The organism is Parabacteroides johnsonii DSM 18315 (assembly GCF_025151045.1).
Lineage (GTDB): Bacteria > Bacteroidota > Bacteroidia > Bacteroidales > Tannerellaceae > Parabacteroides > Parabacteroides johnsonii.
Genome location: NZ_CP102285.1, coordinates 156,086 through 177,211 on the forward strand (window position 1 = coordinate 156,086; position 21,126 = coordinate 177,211).

Below are 21,126 nucleotides of genomic sequence, written 5' to 3' on the forward strand. Positions count from 1 at the left end.
CGGACATGAAACGATTTCTTTTTATCATTTCTCTTATGATAAGCTATTTGACCGGTAATGCACAGAACGTGGTGGACGTGCATTGCCACAATATCCCGCCTTTTTATATGGAGGCACTGGAAAAACACAATGCGGCATTGGACGAGGGTTTCCCCTTGCCGGAGTGGAACGTCGATTCTCATCTGGCATTTATGGACAGCGCAGGCATAGGGCGTTCCATACTGACCATGCCCGCCCCGCAGCCTTATTTCGGTGATAGCAAAGAGTGCCGGGAAACCATACGGCGTTACAACGAATACTGCGCCGGATTGAAAACAGCCTATCCTGAAAGATTCAGGTTCTGTGCCTCATTGCCTTTGCCGGACGTGGATGCAGCCATTGCGGAAGCCGTTTATGCGCTCGACACGCTCGGTGCAGACGGGATAAAATTGGCGACAAACAGCCGAGGCCAATATCTCGGTGACGAGGCACTCGACCCGTTAATGGAAGTGCTGGACAAGAGGAATGCAGTCATTATCCTCCACCCGCACAAACCTGTGCCAGTGAACGGAAAACTGATGGCCGCCGTTCCGCTTGCAGCATACGAATATCCGGCAGAAACGACCAGAGCCATTATGAATATGATGGCCCGCAATATTTTGGTGCGTTATTCCAATCTCAAGGTCGTTGTTCCGCATTGCGGCTCTTTCCTGCCGCTTGCCATACCGCGCTTGAAGGCTATAATTCCTGCCATGCAAGCCAAAGGACTGATGGATGACATCGACTTCGAAGGCAACCTTTCACGATTATATTACGATCTGGCCGGTGCAGCTTCACCGGCAACCATACGGAGTATGCTGACCGTCACATCGCTCGACCATATTCTTTACGGCTCGGACTATCCGTACCAACCTGCGGAAGTGCTGGTGGGGAACCTACGACTGTTGGAAAAAGCCTTGTCCGAAGATAAAGAGCTGTCTCCTTACAAGGAAATGTTCTTGTGGGAAAATGCCATCCGGCTTTTTTCTGGGCAGCCGATAAGTAGAGAGATTGTCAAAGCGGAAAACAACGTATCTGTCATGGGTGATAACAAGGAGACTGAAATGTTGGTGCGTATTTCGGAAATAGAAATCTATCCCGAATACCACGAAGAATACCTGCGAATGGCTTTGGAAGTAGGCGCAACCTCCGTTCGAGAGGAGCCGGGCGTGATAGCCATATACCCGATGGTACAGCAACGGGATTCTTGCCAGATACGTATTCTGGAAATATACGCCAACCGAGATGCCTACAAGCATCATATAGCGACAGAGCATTTCAAGGCTTACAAACAAGGCACGCTGCACATGGTAAAGTCTCTGGAACTGGTGGATATGATGTCGATGAATCCTGCTGCCATGCCCGAAATATTCCTTAAAATGAGAGGTGAAAAGTAAAAGGGATATTATATTTGCAATATGAATGATTGTATAGAAAGTTTGGTCAATTATAGCGACATCCTGTTAAGTTGTTGCATACCTCATGATATGCATCTGGAACATCGGATGCCTGCCCATTCCATTATTTTCGTTCGTTCCGGGAAATTGGTTATAGAAAGCAAGGACAAAACGGACGAGATTACGGCAGATAATTACGTTTTTGTCCGCCGCGATTGTTCTGTCAATGTAACCAAAGTGCCGCTTGAAGGTAAACCCTATCGGGGTATAAACTTTACGTTACCACGCAAAGAGTTGAAAGAATACTATAACCGTATTGTGGGTACATGTAAGAAGTTGCACGGTATAAGCCCTATACGACAGACTGTAAACGTCCTGCCACAGACTGTTGCGCTGAAAAGCCTGTTCAGCTCGTTCCTGCCTTACACGGATAGCGGGGAGACACCTGCGGACGGCTGGCTGCAACTGAAAGTGCAGGAAGCCATCATGTGTCTGCTGGCCATAGATACCCGTTTCTATCCGACCTTGTTCGACTTCAACGAGGTGTGGAAAATAGACCTTATGGATTTCATGGAACAGAATTACACGGAGGACCTGACATTGGAAGAGTTTGCCTCTTATACTGGAAGAAGCCTTGCCACTTTCAAACGTGATTTTGCCAAGATCAGCACTCTGTCGCCGCAACGCTGGATTACGGAGCACCGTTTGGAAAAGGCAAAAAAAATGTTGCTTGAAGATGGCGTGTCGGCGCAGGAGGTTAGTTATATGGTAGGATTCAAGAATAGGTCGCATTTTTCACAAGCGTTCAAAAAGCAATACGGGTATGCACCTGCGAATTATCTGAAATTGAACAGGGAAAATTTTATTTAGGAGAAACGACCGGTGAAAATATCAGGAGCGGTTTCAGTCCGTCTGTGAAATCCGAGAACAAGTAGGTGAACTTGTGGTATAATGCAAAAAGCCAAGTATGCTTATTATTTATTGGCAGAACCAGATTGACAATAAAAAAGCCTCCCCGCTGTGAAGTGGAGAGGCTTTTTTCGATATAGCACTCGACACGTACAGCCGAGAAACCGAAATAACACTATTTCGATGCTTCGAGCGACTCCTTTCTGAATTGTTTGAGGAGTTTTTCGAGTTCAAGTGATGCTTTGCGGGCACGGGTACCAGCTGCCTTGTTGCCTTTCTCCATCTGAAGTTTGGCATTTTCTGAAAATTGAGCGAACAATTCGCTGATCTGTGCAAATGATTTTTCCATACTATATTTTTTTAATATGATACAATGTTGGAACAAAGATAGAAAAAATTGAAACCCAAAGGTTGATTTGCGCCATATTTCATTCAGTTGTAATGAAATCTCCCTCTTTTATTCCCTCATTTTTCGGTTTGGGCATTTTCTTATCGCTCGTTAGCCGTCCTTGCCAGAGAGATTTTCCCATGCAAAGGTACAGTACCAGTCCGGACATCAAGTACCGCTGGGCTAATCGGCTTGTGGATTGAATGGCAACCTTCCACAAATCGTAGATTGGGGTATTCCCTTAAATCCCCTGCCGTTTACTTGACTTTCCCGTCCTTTTCCTTTGTCGAGCCTGCATGTAAAATCAACCCCGGAAAGGAAGCTAAAATAGTTTCCAGCAAAGGGAAAAGAAAATAGTGTTCAACGAATTAAAATCAGATGTACAACTTAAATAATGCGGATATGGAAAATTTAATTTCACAAATTAACAAAGAATTTTTGGTCAGTAGTGAGACAGCCCTTATGATGAAAGAATTGTATTATTACGCTCCTTGTAAATATTGGTATGACAAGCTGGATAGGTTGCGACACGATACAGAAGGGAGAAATACTCCGATGTATATGTGTGAATGCCCGACGTTGGCAGAATGTATCCAATGGATAGTACAAACCTACGAATGGACGTTTCATGCGGAATGGAACGGTAATGTCTGCGATGTAATTGTAAAAGGCAATGGTTATGTGCTATATGATTCGAAAAGTAATGCAGACGCTTGTTGTTGTTTGGAAGAAGCATTGGAAAAAGCGGTGCAGGAAAGTATGGAGTTTCTATATTAAAAAAAGTCCCCAGAGAAAGGGGACTTTTTTATGGCCTTACTAATTTCGCTTCATTTAATTTTAAACCGGGAATATATTCTACGACTGCTTTGACAATTTTTTGAATACTTCTATTACATACTCGGCAATTTCACAGTCTTGTGCTTCTGTACCACCGCCTACACCGATTGCACCGACAATCTTTCCGTCCACAAACAGCGGATAACCGCCTGCAACGAGCGTAATACGCGAATCATTCGTCTGAATACTCATCAACGGAGCGCCTTCGGCAGCTGCGGCAGCCACATCTTTCGTCTTGCATTGCGTTACAGCCGCCGTATATGCTTTGCCCGGTACGAGTGTGATACTCAATACCAGTGCATCGCCATAACGACGATATACGCGCGGCAGGCCGTGGCGATCGGCGATGGCAAAACTGATGTCGATACCCAATTCTTTGCTCTTTTCTCGTGCTGCGGCGCACAGTCTGTCGCACAATTTGTCCGACAAGATTTCATTTATATTTTTTGCCTCTTGTGCCGCGGTGATTTGCACAAAAGAGAGTAGAATAAATCCTACTAACAATAATCGTTTCATGGATTTTGATTTTAAGCATTAATTTTAAGGACTGCGCGGAAATGCGTTTTAGCAGCCATCATTTTCTCATAGGCCTCCTTTGCCCGTTCCAGCGGAAATATTTCAATTATCGGACGTACATCCGTCAGCATACTGAAACGAACAGCGGCTTCCATTTCGTTAATATCCGTAAACGTACCCTTAACAGCGTTCGGTCCTTTCAGAAAATCCATTGCCGACCAACCGAGCGGTTCGTCAGACACGGCCGCGACAATGAGTTCTCCGTCACGGTCAAGTCCTCCAATGAGCGGTGAAATAGCTTTTGCTGATGGTGCGGTAGCAAGGATAACCTTTGCACCTCCTTGTGCCTGCAATGCCTGCACTATATCCTCGTTGTCCGAATTGATATAGAGGTGTGCCCCTAACCTCATAACCAGTTCTTTCTTTTCTTCTCCACGTGAAATGGCTGCTACTCGAAAGCCTGCTTTTCGTGCATATTGAACAGCCAAGTGTCCCAAGCCTCCGACACCAGAAACCGCGATAAGATCCCCCATGCGTGCCCGGCTGTTGTGCAGGGCACTGAACACGGTTTCTCCGGCGCAGAGTAACGGAGCGGCTTCCTCCGAGGTGATTCCTTCGGGTATCAGAATCAACCCATCTTCGTAGGCCACCATATATTCTGCGTAACCGCCGTCAATAGAGAGAGCCGTTGTGTGTCCGTGCCCTCCATGCCAGCCGATTCCGACACGTTGTCCCACTTCCCATTTGGAGATGTTTTTACCTAATTTTTCTATTGTTCCAACGACTTCATGTCCCGGAATACGTGGGTATTCCGATGCCCAACCTTCTATTACTTTGGAATCTCCGTGACAAATGCCGCAAGCCTCTACACGGATCAACACTTGTCCTTCTTCGGGTTGGGGAATGGGAACTTCCACTAATCTCATCGGCTCTCCTTTTGCAAGGACTTGAACCGCTTTCATTGTTGTTTTCATATTTATCCTCCTATTTTAGATTTTCAATTTGTTTGCAAAACTGCATAAAATGTTGTTAGACTGCAATATGTGATAAATTTGTCATAGTATGATTCTTTTCTCACACTGCATTTTTTTCATACCTTTGCTGCGTATAAAAGAAATTATGGATAATGTATGTATGAATATAAGATACCTCCGATAGATTTGGATTGTGGTGTGACTATTACACAATATGTTATGGGAGCGAAGTGGAAACCTTATCTCATCAACTGCATGACAAAAGGCATTCACCGCCCCGTAGAGTTTCAGAATACAATTAAGGGAGCAACAAGACGTGTGCTGGTACAGCAACTCGGCGAACTTGAATCGGTCGGTATCGTGCGCCGTGTAGTATATGACACCGTTCCGATGAGAACAGAATACTTCCTGACAGAACTTGGCGAATCACTTGTGCCGATTATCCGCATGATGGACGCATGGGGCAACGAACATCGGAATATGTTCGATGAGATGGGTAATATAACAACGAAAGAATCTTGTAAATCCATTGAGTAAAAACTAACTATTCACTTTACCCTTTAACCTGTTGGCGGAATTAAATTAGCGCATATTTAACTCTGCCAACGAGTTACCAATGGATAGTAGATAGTACAAACCTACGAATGGACGTTTCATGCGGAATGGAACGGTAATGTCTGCGATGTAATTGTAAAAGGCAATGGTTATGTGCTATATGATTCGAAAAATAATACAGACGCTTGTTGTTGTTTGGAAGAAGTATTGGAAAAAGCGGCGCAGGAAAGTATGGAGTTTCTATATTAAAAAAAGTCCCCAGAGAAAGGGGACTTTTTATGGCCTTACTAATTGATAGTGCCGCTGATTGTCTTGCGGCAATGACGCGCCATAAAGCTATAAAACCTTTATAGCCCAATATCTATCTCTTCTTTTATATTTTTCTCAAAAATCAAAATAACTGTTCGGCATTGACGAGAATGAGATGGAAACGGACAGCGACAAGCCAATCCGATTTCCTAAATGAATTTTTATCGATCGGCTTAATGATTATATCGAGGGAGTTAGACGTAAGTTGCCACTTACTTAATCTGTAATCTCAAAACGAACCATCACGGAATAATTCTTCTTTATCGTGCGGAAACTGTCGAATGAAGCAGCATTGGAGGACATGACATTACTGACATTGCTCTGCGCAAATGGAAGACCACTTGTATTATCTCCCTCCACGATACGAAGCACATCACCCAACTTTTTGCCTAATGCTTCGACCAAATAAGCGGCTTTACGCTGTGCTGCTTTTAGTGCTTCTATTTTCCCTTTTTGATGATATGCCAATATATCTTTGTTTTCTAACTCTCCGATACGCATCGTATTGATACCTTTCGTGTTTATACGTTTGATTATTTCATCTATCTGTTTGAAATCGGTCAGTGTGATGTCGAATTGCTTGGAAACTAAGAAGTCTTGTCCCTGCTTTCGCCAATAATCGCCAATCTCTTGTGTACGGATTGCATCCTGCGTAATGCCTGCTTCAGCAAGGTTCTTCCGCAATCCTTGTTCTATCTGTGACAATGGTACTTTGGTGTGATATTCTTCGGGTTTGGACTTTCCGTCGAATTCCTCCTCGAAGTATTCACGGATTTCTATGATGTAATGAATTTTGTCAGGCACGATTTCTATTTCCGATGTACCAATCACTTCAATATAATGGTCGGTTGTTTCTTGGGCATACAATGGGTATATTGTTAATGCCAGTATTACTAATAATAATGTTTTTATTCTCATAATATTACAAATTAAAAATTACTTATATAAAACTCGGCTACGAAGTCAGTATAACAGTCTTTCCCTTTATTCATCGAAAAACCTTTCTTTATGCGATATTTTCCTTTTCATCATACAATTTATTTTACTTCAAACTCCGTATTCATATATATTTTCAATTGCAATCCTATCTTGTATTTGCCGGGAGATAATTTCCCTGCACTGAATTGCTTTTTATAATTAGGGTCGGTAATGCGGTTTACATTCCATGATGTAGGGATAGAAAACAGTACAGCTTCTCCGGCTTCCAAACGTACATGCCTTCTCATGTAATCCGCTTCACCACTCCACCCGGAACGGGCAAACGGATGTGCCATGTACTGTTTGTCAGTATCTACACTGGGGAAAAATACGGGTTGTACAGATAGGTTTGTATGATTCTCGAATAAAATACGGATAGAGTCATTGACCGATTCCAATACACGGAAGCTAAAAGCCCCTTGCATTTCCGTCTCTTGTACTGGTTGAATGCCTGTATCTGTCAGGTTACAATATGTGTAGATATTAGAGAACACGTAAAAGTGAACTTGATATTTGTTCGGTTTCAGCGGATATTTGAACTCGGACATTGATATATGTTCGGGTAATGTATCGCCTTTGGACAAATCCCTGCCTACACCAGCAAAGGCAAGATTGTCGATAAAAGGAAATTCTTCCCATTTTCCGTCTTTCCAATGTTTCATCCGGTGATATTCCGGCTCGGCAGTGGGAGCATCGACATTGATTACGTCCAGCGTAATTCGTTTGGTTGAAGGTGAGTAAACGGGCTGTTGGGTACGAATCTTGTAAGCGTCCGGATGCGTAACGGCAACATTGGGAAGCCGTTGGATACGCACACGGCTTTCGTACTTCTCTATTTCCGACTGTGAGAGAGGGAAATCAATGTCCTGCGCTTTCAAATTCAGCGTCCAAACGGACAAAAGGACGAATAAATAAATCAGCTTTTTCATACACGTCTATTATTGATTATTTTACCGTTCTTATTTATATAGAACCATTGGGAGCTATCCCAATAGTGTTTTTCTCCATTGGAATCGGGAACTTCCTTACTTTCGCCGGAAAAGGTAACTTTCGCTTTGCCATTCTCGAATGGAAAAGCAAATTTGAATTGAGGTTTGATGATTATATTGCCCAATGTATCCGCAAATCCTATCAGCCCTTTGTCATCTGTTATACGAAAAAGCCCCTCTCTGACATAATCCGCTCCGTTATCATATTTGAATACATTGAACAACTTACGTCCTTTCACGTTTATACAAACGATTTTTGCATTAGATTCGTTTTCATATACAAAGCCTATGTTTCGTATCGTGTCCGTTTGACAGAACCTATATTTGCCATACGGGATAATGGTATCTCCACGTTCGTTCAAGTAACATACGGGAACACCGACTTCCAACCGTTTTTCGTTGGTATGTGCTATTAGTAAATTTTCATATCGCATCAAAACAGGAACATCGCAAGTTGAATAACCGAATATTAAAACATCTGCACGAGGATGCATAGGAGTTGTCGGAGTATCCAATTTGAACTGGAAAAGAAGCGTATCCCTTCTTGCCTGTAATACGGTAGGGAGATTAATAACAGCTTTGAAAGCATCCAATGTAGCCTTCTTTAACTTCCGATTATCGCAATAAATTATTGTAGGATTGATAATATATCCGTTAATGTCTATCTCGTATGCAACACGAAGTATTCCCTCTTGATTCTTTTTCTGTAATCTTACTGGGTATTTACATGATTTGCTTAAAGTTTTTATAAGCCAATTATAATCATGAACTTCATTGAAAGACTTATGTTGAGTTATCAAACTATCCTTTTTAAATACAACAGAAACAGTCCAAACCGAGCTTCGGTATTCTCCCTTCCCATGATAATTGACTTCCGGAGTCCATCGTGGCATAGTTTTGATGATGTCTGTCACCTGATCGTCCCATGCAGGAATGCCGCAACTCCGCATGGCATTGACTTCCGTCACTTCTCCATACGAATCAATACTTATCGTATATATTCCTCTGGCTTGCTTTTGATTGCCCAACAGCTGCGGGTTATATGTAAGCCGTTCGTTGATATAATCGGTTACGGCAGACGGATTGCCCTCTTGGAAACGTGATGGAGATTCCCATGTCACAAACATTTGTTTTAACTCTTCTTCCTGAATGCTGTCCGCTTTTACTCTATCTCTGTAATGTTGCGGCAAAAAGGGTACATATACCGTGTATAAACATTCCATCCGTTTACCTTCCTTGTCCCGACACGGCAAACAATGGGGAAGTTCTTCTGTCAATCTGATTACTTCTGCATCGAACTCTTTCTGAACGGTTGTCAAAATAGTATTCCAACGAGGTAGTCCTAATGTGTCAAGAGCAAACATTACTACGGAATATCCGGCTACATTCTTTTTCAGCAACTCTTCAGGGTATTTCATTTGGGAAACATAGTATTTCGTCAAATCGTAATCCCATATTGCCCATCGGGGAGATTCTATTGATGATAAGTCTTTGATAGGTTCTCCGGTTATTTTTGCAACACCTTTATTCCATATATCTTTTTTGCGCCAAATGCTGTCCAAACGGTTTTCATTTTCACGCATTTTTGCTGGTGAATTGATGGTATTGATGTACTTTACCGCTCCAACACCTATCGTCAGTCTTTCTGGCAAATATTGAATAACCAGTGTACTGTCGGAAAGTTCGAGAATTTTATATCGCTTGAAGTCATACGTTTTGATTGTATCACCACATATCTTGTAAGAGGTTTCAATTGTCTTTGCTTGCCCGTTGTATAGGAATGTGTGTGTCCAAATAGCGTCACGAAATTCCATTTCCGAAGAGTACTGTTTTCCTTCGGGCAACTGTGCTCGCCAAATTTTGTTTTCCAACAAAACTAATGTATCTTTTATGCATTGTTCTTGTGCTGAAAGAATACCAAATTTTAGGAGTAAACCTATGAGAACAAACATTTTTTTCATGCCACATTACGCTTAGTCCATAACAAAGATAGAAAAAGGGAACTAAAAGAACGAATATTTTCTAATATTTGCCATAATTTAAAACTCTTATTATGGGCACTTTAGGCTGTATCAATGATATGTTGCAACGGGATAAAGAAAACCGAGAACTCCGTAAATTAGGCAGGGAGAGATTGAAAGAAACCTGCAATAGACTTATGGAAATCGGGAATGGTACGAAATTGCCCGATATATCTGTGAAAGAAATGGAGGAAATTCGAAGAAAGACATTGGAAAAAGAAGATGCGGATAATAAATATGTATTCAAGGCAAAATTGCTCATCGCCGTATGTACCTTATTTATCTTTTTCTTGGCTTGGTTGTTATATTCCATATTTAAATAGGAAAGGAATAGACTTCTATAAGTTAGACTATTCCTTTCTTGTTTGGTTTAAGCAAATTTTCTATGCACTCTTGCCGGCAATCCTTGTCGGTCGAATTTTTCCATGCAAAGATACAACGTTCGGCCGATAGCCAAGTACCGCTTGCACTAACGGTTTCCAGATTTTAGTGGCAACCTTCCGCAAATCGAAGATTTGGGTATTCCATAAAATCCGTCGGCCGTTCACTTGTCTTATTCGTCCTCTCCCGCTGTCAATCCCGGCATGAAAAATTAAATCCCGACAAGGAAGCCGAAAGGCTTCGAAATGGAGGGAAAAGAAAAAACAATGTTCGACAAATTAAAACTTAGGATTATGAGAAATTGGTGTAAAAGCATGTATGTCATAGATGGCGACGCAAAGGAAGTGAGAGAACTCTACGAACTGATGAAAGGATTGCAGAGAAGGAAAGAACCCTTTGTGAGAAACGGATTCGGGACAACATGGCTGGGGTGTCTTTTGAACGCTCTGGGGTACGAGTGCTATTACATGGCGAATTGTCAGGGAGCTTGGTTCCACCTCGAAATGGTTGGCGATACCTTACGGTTCACGACAGAAACAATATCGTCACCCCGACCTTTGGCATTTGACTTCGTGTGCAAAAAATACCCATCTCTTGCCTGCTATTATCGAGCCGAAGAACCAGTCACAATCTTGTTCGAAACCAACGACAGAGAAGGTAAATATTTCCCGGAGAAGTATCGGGTCGAAGTCTTCACGCCGGAATGCGAGTTTTTGCTTCGGTATTTCATCGAACTCCCGGAAGTGTTCGAATGGCTCGGAAAAATATTCGGGCAACCAGTTAGTTCCGAAGAGCAGGTGAATGGACTCGTGGCGCAGTGGGTGAAAACAAGTGAGTACGCCTATTGTTACATCGACAGGTTCAAAGTCATAAATTAAGCCGAGAAGCCGATTCTTGCTTTTATGTTGAGTATTGATAACGCAATTATCAAACCCCTCAATCTACGGGTTGCAGGGGTCTTCCTATGCTGTCCGCTGCCATACCTTTTTAACAACAGGTGTTTGCTCCCCTTTTTATGGTCGGTAACAACCGTTGGAGACCATTTTAAGCATCTTCCAGATCCGGATATTCTCTAATCGCATCATCGGCAATCCTTGTCGGTTGAATTTTCTCATGCAAAGGTACAGCGGCTATCCGGTCGTCAAGTACCGCTACGCTAACGGTTCACGGATCTTCACGGCAGCCTTCCGCAAATCATAGATTTGGGTATTCCGCTCTATCCATTCACTGTTTACTTGTCTTTCCGTTCTTTTCCGCTGTCAGTTCCGGCATGAAAAATTAAATCCCGATAAGGAAGCCGAAAGGCTTCGAGATAAGGGAAAAGAAAACAATGTTCAACTAATTAAATTTTACGATTATGCCAAATTGGTGTTCAACTGCGTATGTTATCGAAGGAAACGCAAAAGAAGTGAAAGAACTTTACGAACTGATGAAGGATTTACAAGAACGAAAAGAACCATCGGTGGAAAACGGATTCGGAACGACATGGCTGGGGTGTCTTGTGGACGCTTTGGGCGGTGATTGGAATAAAATAGAGTGTCGTGGAGATTGGAACAGTCTCGAATTGGTTGGCGACACATTAAGGTTTACCACGGAAACGGCATGGGCGCCATGTATGGAGACGTTCTATTTGGTTTGCAAGAAGTTTCCTTCAATCCGCTGTTTCTATCAAACGGAAGAGCCGGGCATGGCACTATATGCAACCAATGACAAGGACGGAAAGTATTTCTCCGACAAATATCTGGTCGATATGTACACGCCCGACAAAGAATACTATCACGAGTATTTCAGCGACCTGCCTTCACTCTACGAATGGCTTGCAGACATATTGGAGAAACCCGTAAAATCGGAAGAAGATGTGAATGCGATTATCGGGACATGGCAAGAAGACGATGATACCGCCTATTGTTATATTTATCCGTTCCAAATAGAGGATTGACCTTACCGAGTGTCTGAAAACCCAATCATCGAGCCTCTCAATCTGTAATGCAGATTGCAGGGGCTTTTCTGTATAGTCTGCTGCCATACCTTTTTTAATGGCAGGTGCTTGCTCCCTTTTTTATGGTCGGTAACAACCGATAGAACCCATTTTTAGCGTCTTCCTGATCCGGATATTCTCTAATCGCATCATCGGCAATCCTTGTCGGTGAGATTTTTCTATGCAAAGGTACAGCGTAAGGCCGATAGCCAAGTATCGCTCACGCTAACGGGTTCCGGATTTTGGCGGCAGCCTTCCGCAAATCATAGATTTGGGTATTCCGTAAAATCCGTCGGCCGTTTACTTGTCCCATCTGTCCTTTCCCGCTGCCTATCCTGCATAAAAAATCAATCCCGACGAGGAAGCCGAAAGAGCTTCCAGAAAAGGGAAAAGAAAAGTTTAACCCATTAAATTTCAAAGTTATGCACAGTAGAATTTTTCAAATTTCGACAATGCGGATAGACAAAGAGAACTATCTGAATGAAGACACACTCCTGCAAGGAGATGGCAGTAGCTATGATTATTGTGCGAATATAAGCGATGAAATACGCAAGGAGGACATCGCTGATTTGGTCAAGTATATTTTGCCCAAAGGAATGTTCGAGCTTATATCCGAAGATACCTTACGCTACAAGGGCGGTATAGAACAGTGGAAAGAGGAATATGTCGCCAATATCCGAAAGAAAGCGGAAGCTCTTACCGTCGAGAATATGTTGGAATGGGGTTCGACCTATTATCTCAAAAGAGCTGTGGACAATCCGTTGGACACTTACTATAATTTTTATCTGGACGGAGACGGCTGTCAGTCTTATGCCGAAGAGTCTTTTGCATTTATGGAGTTTGTCAGCTCGCTTGAACCGGGCACGATACTCTATATCGGTGGTGTTATCGACTATCATTTCTAATCTCAAAATCCCAATACGATGAAAGGAACAGAGCGTTTCAAACAGACCGTCAAAGAATATTTGGACGGCAGGGCGCAAACGGACGAACTTTTTGCCGTGTCATACGCCAAAGAGAATAAGAATTTGGACGACTGCATTACGTTCATTCTCAATCAGGTAAAAGCCAGTGGCTGTTGCGGCATGACCGACGACGAAGTATGGTCGCTCGCCATACACTACTACGACGAGGATAATATCGACGTGGGCAAACCTATCAGTTGCGGTATTGTAGTCAATCACAAGGTGGAATTGACCGACGAGGAAAAGGCGCAGGCGAGAAAGGACGCGATTAAAGCCTATCAGGAAGAAGAAATACGCAAAATGCAGCAACGCAACAGCCGACCCAAACCCGCAGCCAAGACACAGACAAGCCAGTCGGAACTCTCTCTCTTTGATTTTTGAGTATGAAAGCACGGACAAAATTTCAACATGAGGTAGTAGCCGCCAACGAGCGGTTACTGCCTATCACGGAGCGGCAGAAAGAATGGGCGTTCCGGCATACCCTCCCACACTTTGCCTTTCGGACGCCGAGCGGACGGACGACCTGCCTCGATTGCGGCCACCAGTGGAACGAGACAAAAGCGAAACATTGCCATTGTCCGAATTGCAACGCACGACTGAAACTCATAGACACGCTTTGCCGAAAAGCTGACAACCGGAGTTATTTTTCGGTTATTACAGTACAAGACGAGATACAGGTACAACGTGTATTCAGAATGGACGTATATTATCGCAAAGGGAAAAAACCGCAAAACATAGTGCGTGAGGTCGTAAGATACTGGATAAAGGAAAATGGGAAAACCGCTGTTACGGCATTGAGGCGGACAATGGGATATTATATGGACAATTTTTCCTACTGGTCGGACTTGGAACTGCGAAACGATAATGGGGTTTATCAGCATATCGCCGATTGCTGTGTCTGTCCGAACTACACGGTTATCCCGAAATTAAGACGCAATGGGCTGAAAGGTTCGTTCGCTGACATCGCACCGCAAAAGCTGATGACGGCATTGCTGTCGGACAGCCGTGTCGAAACGATACTCAAAAACGGGCGGAAAAAAGACTTAAAACATTTCATTGACAATCCTCGCGATTTGGATTTCTGTTGGCCGTCCTACAAAATCGTGTTGCGAAAAAAATACCCGATAACGGATATGGGGATATGGGTCGATTATCTGCGTATGCTCGACAGGTGTGGCAAGGATTTGCACAACGCCCACTATGTCTGCCCTGCCAATTTGCACGCCGAACACGACCGGTATCAGGAAAAACTGCGTATGCTGCGCGAGCAGGAGAAGCGCAAGGCGCAAATGGAAAGAGCTATGGAGAATGAAGCACGTTTCCGAGAAATGAAAAGTAAATTCTTCGGACTGGAATTTACGGACGGTACGATAGTCGTGCGTGTGTTGGACAGCGTGATAGCTTATTACGAAGAGGGAAACGCTCTGCATCATTGCGTCGGAGAGCGTGAATATTATCTCAAACCCGACACGTTGGTTTTGTCCGCAAGAATAGAGGACAAACGGGTGGAGACCGTAGAGTTGAGCCTCGAAACATTCAAAGTGTTGCAGTCCAGAGGAGCGTGCAATCAGAATACGGAGTACCACGACCGGATTATCAAGCTCGTGAATAAGAACGTATCTCTTATTCGGAAGCGTATGGTTGCATAACCAATATAGCCGATAATTGTCAGCCGCTTGCCTGAACAGGCAGGCGGCTGATGGACGCCGCCGGATTGCCTTTTTAAGACTTGGCTTGCTCCAAGCACTTCCAGTCATAACATCATTCTGCATATCCCTTTATACGAACAAGAAGCACCATTCCTCTTTTTGCCCCGGCAATAGCCGCAGCTCTGTTTTCGTGTGCAAAGATACGGTGGACGAACGTAGTTCAAGTACCGCTGCCGCTACCGGAAATGAAATTTGACGACAGCTTTCCGCAATCGCGGATTGCGGTATTTCATAAAATTTCATTGCCGGTTTCTTGTCCGTCGTTCTTGTACCCCCCCCCGTTGAGTCTCGCACATGAAAACATCTCTTCGGGCGAAGTCGAAAGGCTTCAAGAAGAGGGAAAAACAGAAGTTTCTCATAAAATAAAAAATACGAAATGGCTAAACGTACAAAAAAACAGACTGAAAAAATCCTGATGGTGGTCAATGTCAAACGGGAAACCATAGATGTCCTCCAGATAGCCAACCGCCGCTTTATGTATAATTCGCCAACCGGCATTTTAATTTTAGGAGACGAAATGTATGGCAAGACTATTTGCAGCTCCCATGCACAAGAGTTCCATGCTTCAAAAGCGGAAGGACGCTTCGATGATTATCTACGCGGGTGGATTGGCGTTTCGAGCAACTATCCACGAGGAATTATCCATTTTGCCCCCGCTGTCAGTATGGAGCAGTTCGATAGGGGATTTGACGCATTACAAATGTTCACTCAACTTGAAGGCACAAACGGCGATACGGTGGTCAGGGGATTTTGTAATCTGCCCGAAAAAAAGATGAGCGATTTATTGCCTTCCTCTCTTTAAGATATGGATAATTCCGGTAGGCCATAAAAGGGACTGCGCCCGTGATAACCCCATCGGCGAAAGGCGCGGTTTCCATTTATAAATTATCGGAACGCCGGAGGCTCTCTTTTATACCTCGTTTCTTGCTCTTATAACTTGGCATAGCCACCTTCCTTTTATATATGCACTCGTTGCGGTCTCCTCTCTGTCGTCGCCGTTGGGTTTTTCGGTTGCAAAGTTCTGCTGTCGCGCTTGATTCGGCGGCTTGAAGTGAATTTCTTGCAAATTCTTCCTTCTGCGAAGAGTAATTGGCAAGAAAAGCCGTCGTATGAAGCTCTATCGACAGCCGTGTATTGCACCGTAAAACCTCCATACGGTTCAGACAGAGAAAGGAACCGAAAAGAGGGAAATAAAAACAACGGAACAATGACAACAGTAGAACAAATTACAGCCGTAGCTACCGGTTTGGGTTGGCAAGTATCGACAAATAGGCACGAGAACGTTGTAGCGTTCGATTTTCAGCGATATACAGACAAAGGACAGGATTTCAATGTCTGTATTGAAATGAAAGACGATGATTTCGACAACTTTTTGCATGAGCTGGAACAGTATTATGAAAGTTTCGACCCGGACTATGAAGCCTACCTCTGGATAGGTTCGGACGGACACGGCAAGAACGGTGCGCCCTACCATATCAAAGATATAGTAAGCGATATGGAGGAAGCCGAGAAAACGATTGAAAAACTTTATGAAACATTAAAAACAATAGAATGAAAACGAAAACCCTTTACGTCAAAGACGCTGAAAGAATAGGAATAAGCCGCTTCCCTAACTTTCACAAAACCGGGAGCATTGCCGGAATGAAGAAACTCTATTATGGCAAAAATGCCTTGCTGGTACGTTGCGGCAGTTGGATTTACAACGTGTCAAGTGAACCCGAAATTTATTATAATATAGCACATTAGTATTATGGAAAAAAGTTATAAAAAAGATTTTCAGAGTTGGAAAGGTATCATAACGCTAAAATTACTTTGCTGCAATATAATGGCAGGTCGCTTTAATTGGCGGAAATACTGTACACCACAATCTTATTTCGGTCAGGAGATTTGCGTTATACCGTTACATTGCTCCTATGGGCAAATCGGCTATACCGTGTATTTCCCTTATTCCGATATGCCGGAAGTGGAATACGATTGGGAAATGGACAAATTAACCATTGACAATGAAGACTGGAAAAACTATTTACAGAATTAAAATTCAAGAATATGATACGGAATTTTTATAACAACATAAGAAAGATGCGGGGCAAACCACCTCCGCATCCTTCTTTCGTCTTTACCGGCGCATTCCGCCACCGTACTCTGCCTCTTGTAACTCTACCCGATACTCTTCCATATCGTTTAGCTTTTCATTTACCCTTTGTAGGTTAGCGTCAAGAGACGTTTCGTGATCGTAAGGGAAACTATGCAGCACGGCGATACCGGCATTGGTCGCCTCTCCGACATCGAGCGAATCGGTTTCTCTGTTATAGCCGACATACAGCACATCGCCATTCGGCATTTCCAGCACCGGCATTTTCTCCGCCGCCATACGGCTGAACTGTTCTGCCGCCATATCCTTGGCCACTGCCTTCACGGCATCACTGGCAAGGTTGATACCGTAACGCTTGATATGCTCACGGACTTCCTGCTCGGTATGCTTCAACATCAACTCATATGTGCCCCCCACACTTCCATTATATACCACGGCAAAGTCCTTGTCTTCCACCAAAAGAGTGTCCCCTTTGTGTTGAAAAGGAGTCAACTGGGTGTATAGTTCATCCACACAGTTCCCATCATAATGCTCTTTGATAAGCGTCATCACCCCTTTGTAATCTCCTTTGTTTTTGAGTTCATCAAGTTGATTCGTGTCCTCGGCGAGCTGGAGATAAACCACTGAAGTATAGAAAGTCTTTTCAGGCTTGGAAGTCTTGTTTTTTTGTTCCTGATTGACATCTTGTTCCAACTCCTGTGCGATCTTATCCACCTTTTGGGTAATCAACGAAGTGGCCCTCTTCACATCTAAAAGCGTCGTCTTGATGAACTGTGGCGATTCTTTCAGTTCGTCGAGCCATCCTTTGAGATAGGCATAGCTATCCTCCTTGATATGTTTTATCATACCGTAACGTTGAGAGACCAGTGCGCTACCGAGTTCGGCCACCAGCTCCTCACGGCTGTACTCTTTCGAGCCGAAAGCCGTGGGTTTGATACGGTCGAGTACACCTTCTGCTCCCGTGGAATGAGTCATCTCATGGAAAAGCGTTCCGTAGAACGATTCCCCGTCTCTGAACTGCTCTTTCTCCGGCACGACAATTTCGTTTTTCGAAATCGAATAATACGCCTCGTCCTGATGTCGTGGCTTGATCGGGCAAATCCAGAGGTTGTCTCTTATCATCGTATCGACAGGCTCGAAACTGAACTGCGCTCCATTTTCGGGCCGAAGGTGTCCGTTCTCCTGCTCCAATCGCTCCCACAGCTCCGGCCGTGCTTCCCGCAGATTGGTCTGGGCCACATTGAACACTCGGAATACCTGCATCTTGGGATAGACGTTATATTGCTGTTTATCTTCGTCCGACAATTTTTTGTAATCGTCGTACTTGATTTTCTCTTTCGTCTCCTTGTGGATACAAGTAAAAGTGGTGAGCATCACCGGGAACGATTTCTCCCCGCGCAGCACGGAAACTCTCGGCAGCTCTTCACCGTCCTTTGCCGGTTTGTTGAGCTGCTGTACGCAGTCGAAAGTGCAAAAGCGGGGAATCTTGTAGCCTTCCTTTTCGCAGTGCAGGAGCAGCATGAATGCATTCATGCCGTTGTATTCCCGCCCTGACAAGTTGCGTGGCCATTGCAGCTGTCCTTCGGTAAACCACGGTTTATGCCAGTCTCCCTTGATTTGCTCGATTTTCTCAATCATCATTTCGGCAAAAAGATCCAGAGCCTTGTCTTCGCTGTTAGGTCCTTCTGTCGTCCGTTTTCTGTAACCAGCCATAACCGTCACTGATTGGAATTATCCGTCTCCGGAACATAAAGAGAGAGTTCTTCCACCCGGCAGGAGAGATCCGGCTTTCCGTTATGCACCGATAGCGTCATTTCGCCTTTGACTTCCACCTTGACACCAGCTTGCAGCCACTCTTCACGTTGTTGGCCGAAGCAGAAAAAACGTACCCATTGATACTCGAAACCATCGTTTACTTTCTCCGTGCTGAAAGCCGAGAACATCGTATAAGGTTTGTCTTTTTTGTCTTTCCGTTCCTCGATGTTCTGGCCGACCTTCCCACGAAACGACATCTGTCCTTTGATGGAATCGTCGTTTCCCGTCGCAGGCTTGATATGCTCGGCCGAGAGATTGAAATAGAGTTTCTCTCCCCGGCGTTTCAGATACATGACTCCCGTGACTTCCACACGCGAGCCGTTTCGGTAGCCGGAGGTCTCTTCCTGACTGCCGTTCTTGCTGACACTGACTTCGACAGTTTCATGTTGTCCGTCTTTACCCGGAATGACAATCCGGAGAGGGAAAGACAGAAACGCATTTCCTTCCTTGTTCGTGTGCATGGAAGCGTCGCGGCCGATAACGCCGCATACCGTAACATTACATTTAATCATCTTACTTTGTCTTTTAATGAAACATGGTCATCAGACAAGTGTGGAATTTATTGAAGTTGAATCGGTTGGAGGAAGCCGCTAATCGGGTGCACGTATCTTTATATAGATTATCCATGCAGCCATGAGCAGCTGTACACCCGCAATGACGAGTGTCCCGGTCAGTCCCAACAGCATATAGCTGCATAGGATATGCACGGAAAGAGAGGATAATCCTAACACATACCAACCCAGTTGTATCATCACGCGCTTTATCATATCTTCCCAAGTTATCTTTTTAGGTTCTCCGTTTGTCCCTGCTGCTCGGACATTCCTTGCTCGAATTTCTGCGAGGCAGTCTCCGAGAGAATGACGGTATTCAACATACCGGTAACACGCAACCGCTTGGCTTCTTCGGAAAGAGAACCGTTGTTCAGCGTAGCTGACAGACGGCTCAACTCGGCGGCAGTCAGTTCGCGCGATACCTGAACATTTCCGTTTTCTGCCCGCAAGATAGCCCTGCCGTTCTCCCCGATAACGAGGTCGCAGGTTTTCATGCCCGGTAACAGCGGCTTCAGGTCGATTCTTTTGCTGTCCATAGCTTCGGATATAGCCGCCTTCTGTTCTTCCTCCTCTTTTCGGTCGATTTGTACGGCCAGAAGCATCAAAGAGGTAAAGGCGGTCATCGCCATATCCACGATGGGATCGTTGCAGCCGGACAGACCTATGCCGCTGTCTTCCGAAGAGAGCAGCTTTTTCATCCATGCGTCGGGAGAAAGCGGAATGTTTTCCTTAACGCTTTCCGTCTCCTTGTATTTGGTCAACAGGTCATTTCCGTTATGCATCAGTTGTTGCCTGATGTTGCCTTTTTGCGCGATTTCGGCTAAATAGGCTGCCGGATCGACCTCTCTCCGAGTGCCGTCCGCATGAATGTACCTGACCCCGAAGTGCAGATGTTCTCCGCTTTTGCCCGTTGTGCCGAGACGTTGGCCAGCCTGTACCGTGTCGCCGACCTTGACAGAGATTTCACCGGTGTTCATGTAGGTACACTGTACCTTGCTGCCGTCCCTGCGACCGTACTCCACCGTGACCGACTTGCCATTGACCGCGACAACCTTTCCGCCATTTTCCGTTGCCAGTACAGCGTCGCCATTGCAGCGAATGTCGATACCCGTATACATTCGCTGTTTTTCAGAGTTCGCCGGATCTTGCCCCATGCCGAACGGAGAGGTAATGAAAAGAAATTCTTTCCGTTCCACCGGGAACGAATAGCCTGTCGTCTTTTCAGCCTCCCGAAGCGGATTGTTTTCCACTCCGAATTTCTTCCCTTGTTTTTCCATCTCTTCCATTACCTGACGGTCGTATGCTTGCAGCCCGTTCCGCTCGATGATACGTTGCAGACTGTCGGCGTAATGGCCGCCTGTGGCATACCCTGCACGCTCAATTTCATGCGTCCAACCCTTGTAATCGTCGGGCGAAAGTGCGAAACAGCGGGAGTAGCGGCTGTTCTCTTTCAGGAAACGAGAGTGATGTTCATACGAATCGCCCACGCTGTCGTAACTGCAAAACTTTTCATTGGGCTTATCATCGGAATACAAACCGTAGCGGCCACCCTCTGCAATCCATTCGGACGTAGCCTTGATACCGAAGTGGTTGTTCTCTTTGCGTGCCAGTTCGCTTTGTCCGTTACTACTTTCCAGAATGCCTTGTGCCAATGTTACCGAGGCCGGAATACCGTACCGGCGCATCTGTTCCATCGCATACTCGGCATATAGCTCTGCATATTCTTGATTTTTACTTGCCATAT

The 21,126-nt window shown here is 44.6% G+C and carries 24 protein-coding genes; 14 read left to right on the forward strand and 10 right to left on the reverse strand.

Annotation, left to right across the window (positions count from 1 at the left end):
* The first annotated feature begins 5 nt into the window (after positions 1-5).
* Positions 6-1,415: an amidohydrolase family protein gene (locus NQ564_RS00755; protein ID WP_157632072.1), complete on the forward strand. Its 1,410-nt coding sequence runs from the start codon at positions 6-8 to the stop codon at positions 1,413-1,415.
* A gap of 21 nt (positions 1,416-1,436) precedes the next feature.
* Positions 1,437-2,285: a helix-turn-helix domain-containing protein gene (locus tag NQ564_RS00760; RefSeq protein ID WP_129649693.1), complete on the forward strand. Its 849-nt coding sequence runs from the start codon at positions 1,437-1,439 to the stop codon at positions 2,283-2,285.
* 214 nt (positions 2,286-2,499) lie between these two features.
* On the opposite strand, the gene NQ564_RS00765 is transcribed toward NQ564_RS00760, so the two are convergent.
* The gene (locus NQ564_RS00765; RefSeq protein WP_008153459.1) at positions 2,500-2,673 is read right to left on the reverse strand and encodes a histone H1; all 174 of its coding nucleotides are present in this window, start codon (positions 2,671-2,673) and stop codon (positions 2,500-2,502) included.
* Between the two features lie 441 nt (positions 2,674-3,114).
* On the opposite strand from NQ564_RS00765, the gene NQ564_RS00770 reads away from it, so the two are divergent.
* The gene (locus tag NQ564_RS00770) at positions 3,115-3,489 is read left to right on the forward strand and encodes a hypothetical protein (RefSeq protein WP_227963199.1); all 375 of its coding nucleotides are present in this window, start codon (positions 3,115-3,117) and stop codon (positions 3,487-3,489) included.
* Between the two features lie 78 nt (positions 3,490-3,567).
* Here NQ564_RS00770 and NQ564_RS00775 read toward each other — a convergent pair whose 3' ends face one another.
* Together NQ564_RS00775 and NQ564_RS00780 are read right to left on the reverse strand one after the other, a co-directional pair.
* On the reverse strand, positions 3,568-4,065 hold the full coding sequence (locus tag NQ564_RS00775) for a GlcG/HbpS family heme-binding protein (protein ID WP_008152102.1): 498 nt from the start codon (positions 4,063-4,065) through the stop codon (positions 3,568-3,570).
* 11 nt (positions 4,066-4,076) lie between these two features.
* On the reverse strand, positions 4,077-5,039 hold the full coding sequence (locus tag NQ564_RS00780; RefSeq protein WP_008152100.1) for an alcohol dehydrogenase catalytic domain-containing protein: 963 nt from the start codon (positions 5,037-5,039) through the stop codon (positions 4,077-4,079).
* Between the two features lie 156 nt (positions 5,040-5,195).
* Here NQ564_RS00780 and NQ564_RS00785 point away from each other — a divergent pair, with 156 nt between their 5' ends.
* Complete coding sequence (locus NQ564_RS00785) at positions 5,196-5,576, forward strand: winged helix-turn-helix transcriptional regulator (RefSeq protein WP_008152098.1); 381 nt, start codon at positions 5,196-5,198, stop codon at positions 5,574-5,576.
* 543 nt (positions 5,577-6,119) lie between these two features.
* Here the strand turns inward: NQ564_RS00785 and NQ564_RS00790 are convergent.
* From NQ564_RS00790 to NQ564_RS00800, 3 genes are all read right to left on the reverse strand, one after another.
* Entirely contained in the window at positions 6,120-6,821 is a 702-nt protein-coding gene (locus NQ564_RS00790) for an SIMPL domain-containing protein (protein ID WP_008152093.1), read from the reverse strand.
* Positions 6,822-6,940: 119 nt separating this feature from the next.
* Positions 6,941-7,810, reverse strand: a complete 870-nt coding sequence (locus NQ564_RS00795) for an immunoglobulin-like domain-containing protein (protein WP_008152091.1) — start codon at positions 7,808-7,810, stop codon at positions 6,941-6,943.
* Positions 7,807-9,831 (reverse strand): energy transducer TonB, encoded by a 2,025-nt coding sequence (locus tag NQ564_RS00800; RefSeq protein WP_008152089.1) that lies wholly within the window; start codon positions 9,829-9,831, stop codon positions 7,807-7,809. The genes NQ564_RS00795 and NQ564_RS00800 overlap by 4 nt, the downstream gene beginning before the upstream one ends.
* A gap of 92 nt (positions 9,832-9,923) precedes the next feature.
* Here NQ564_RS00800 and NQ564_RS00805 point away from each other — a divergent pair, with 92 nt between their 5' ends.
* The 10 genes from NQ564_RS00805 to NQ564_RS00850 all read left to right on the forward strand — a co-directional run bounded on the left by NQ564_RS00805 (position 9,924) and on the right by NQ564_RS00850 (position 16,959).
* Complete coding sequence (locus NQ564_RS00805; RefSeq protein ID WP_008152086.1) at positions 9,924-10,214, forward strand: hypothetical protein; 291 nt, start codon at positions 9,924-9,926, stop codon at positions 10,212-10,214.
* Positions 10,215-10,565: 351 nt separating this feature from the next.
* Positions 10,566-11,150 (forward strand): hypothetical protein, encoded by a 585-nt coding sequence (locus NQ564_RS00810; protein WP_039848407.1) that lies wholly within the window; start codon positions 10,566-10,568, stop codon positions 11,148-11,150.
* A gap of 479 nt (positions 11,151-11,629) precedes the next feature.
* Positions 11,630-12,211: a hypothetical protein gene (locus tag NQ564_RS00815; RefSeq protein ID WP_008152079.1), complete on the forward strand. Its 582-nt coding sequence runs from the start codon at positions 11,630-11,632 to the stop codon at positions 12,209-12,211.
* 461 nt (positions 12,212-12,672) lie between these two features.
* Positions 12,673-13,155, forward strand: a complete 483-nt coding sequence (locus NQ564_RS00820) for a hypothetical protein (protein ID WP_039848339.1) — start codon at positions 12,673-12,675, stop codon at positions 13,153-13,155.
* Positions 13,156-13,173: 18 nt separating this feature from the next.
* On the forward strand, positions 13,174-13,596 hold the full coding sequence (locus NQ564_RS00825; RefSeq protein ID WP_008152072.1) for a PcfK-like family protein: 423 nt from the start codon (positions 13,174-13,176) through the stop codon (positions 13,594-13,596).
* Between the two features lie 2 nt (positions 13,597-13,598).
* Positions 13,599-14,864, forward strand: a complete 1,266-nt coding sequence (locus NQ564_RS00830; RefSeq protein WP_008152071.1) for a PcfJ domain-containing protein — start codon at positions 13,599-13,601, stop codon at positions 14,862-14,864.
* A 436-nt stretch (positions 14,865-15,300) separates the two neighbouring features.
* Positions 15,301-15,726 carry a hypothetical protein gene (locus tag NQ564_RS00835; protein WP_008152068.1) on the forward strand — a complete coding sequence of 142 codons (426 nt, stop codon included), beginning with the start codon at positions 15,301-15,303 and terminating at the stop codon, positions 15,724-15,726.
* 405 nt (positions 15,727-16,131) lie between these two features.
* Positions 16,132-16,479, forward strand: coding sequence for a hypothetical protein (locus tag NQ564_RS00840; protein WP_039848406.1), 348 nt, complete (start codon positions 16,132-16,134; stop codon positions 16,477-16,479).
* Positions 16,476-16,670, forward strand: coding sequence for a hypothetical protein (locus tag NQ564_RS00845; protein ID WP_008152065.1), 195 nt, complete (start codon positions 16,476-16,478; stop codon positions 16,668-16,670). The genes NQ564_RS00840 and NQ564_RS00845 overlap by 4 nt, the downstream gene beginning before the upstream one ends.
* Positions 16,671-16,674: 4 nt before the next feature.
* Complete coding sequence (locus NQ564_RS00850; protein ID WP_008152064.1) at positions 16,675-16,959, forward strand: hypothetical protein; 285 nt, start codon at positions 16,675-16,677, stop codon at positions 16,957-16,959.
* An 81-nt stretch (positions 16,960-17,040) separates the two neighbouring features.
* On the opposite strand, the gene NQ564_RS00855 is transcribed toward NQ564_RS00850, so the two are convergent.
* From NQ564_RS00855 to NQ564_RS00870, 4 genes are all read right to left on the reverse strand, one after another.
* Entirely contained in the window at positions 17,041-18,729 is a 1,689-nt protein-coding gene (locus NQ564_RS00855; protein WP_008152061.1) for a zincin-like metallopeptidase domain-containing protein, read from the reverse strand.
* 5 nt (positions 18,730-18,734) lie between these two features.
* Complete coding sequence (locus NQ564_RS00860; RefSeq protein ID WP_008152060.1) at positions 18,735-19,343, reverse strand: single stranded DNA-binding domain-containing protein; 609 nt, start codon at positions 19,341-19,343, stop codon at positions 18,735-18,737.
* 78 nt (positions 19,344-19,421) lie between these two features.
* Complete coding sequence (locus NQ564_RS00865) at positions 19,422-19,598, reverse strand: hypothetical protein (protein WP_008152058.1); 177 nt, start codon at positions 19,596-19,598, stop codon at positions 19,422-19,424.
* 11 nt (positions 19,599-19,609) lie between these two features.
* Complete coding sequence (locus NQ564_RS00870; protein WP_008152056.1) at positions 19,610-21,124, reverse strand: glucosaminidase domain-containing protein; 1,515 nt, start codon at positions 21,122-21,124, stop codon at positions 19,610-19,612.
* Positions 21,125-21,126 lie beyond the last annotated feature (2 nt).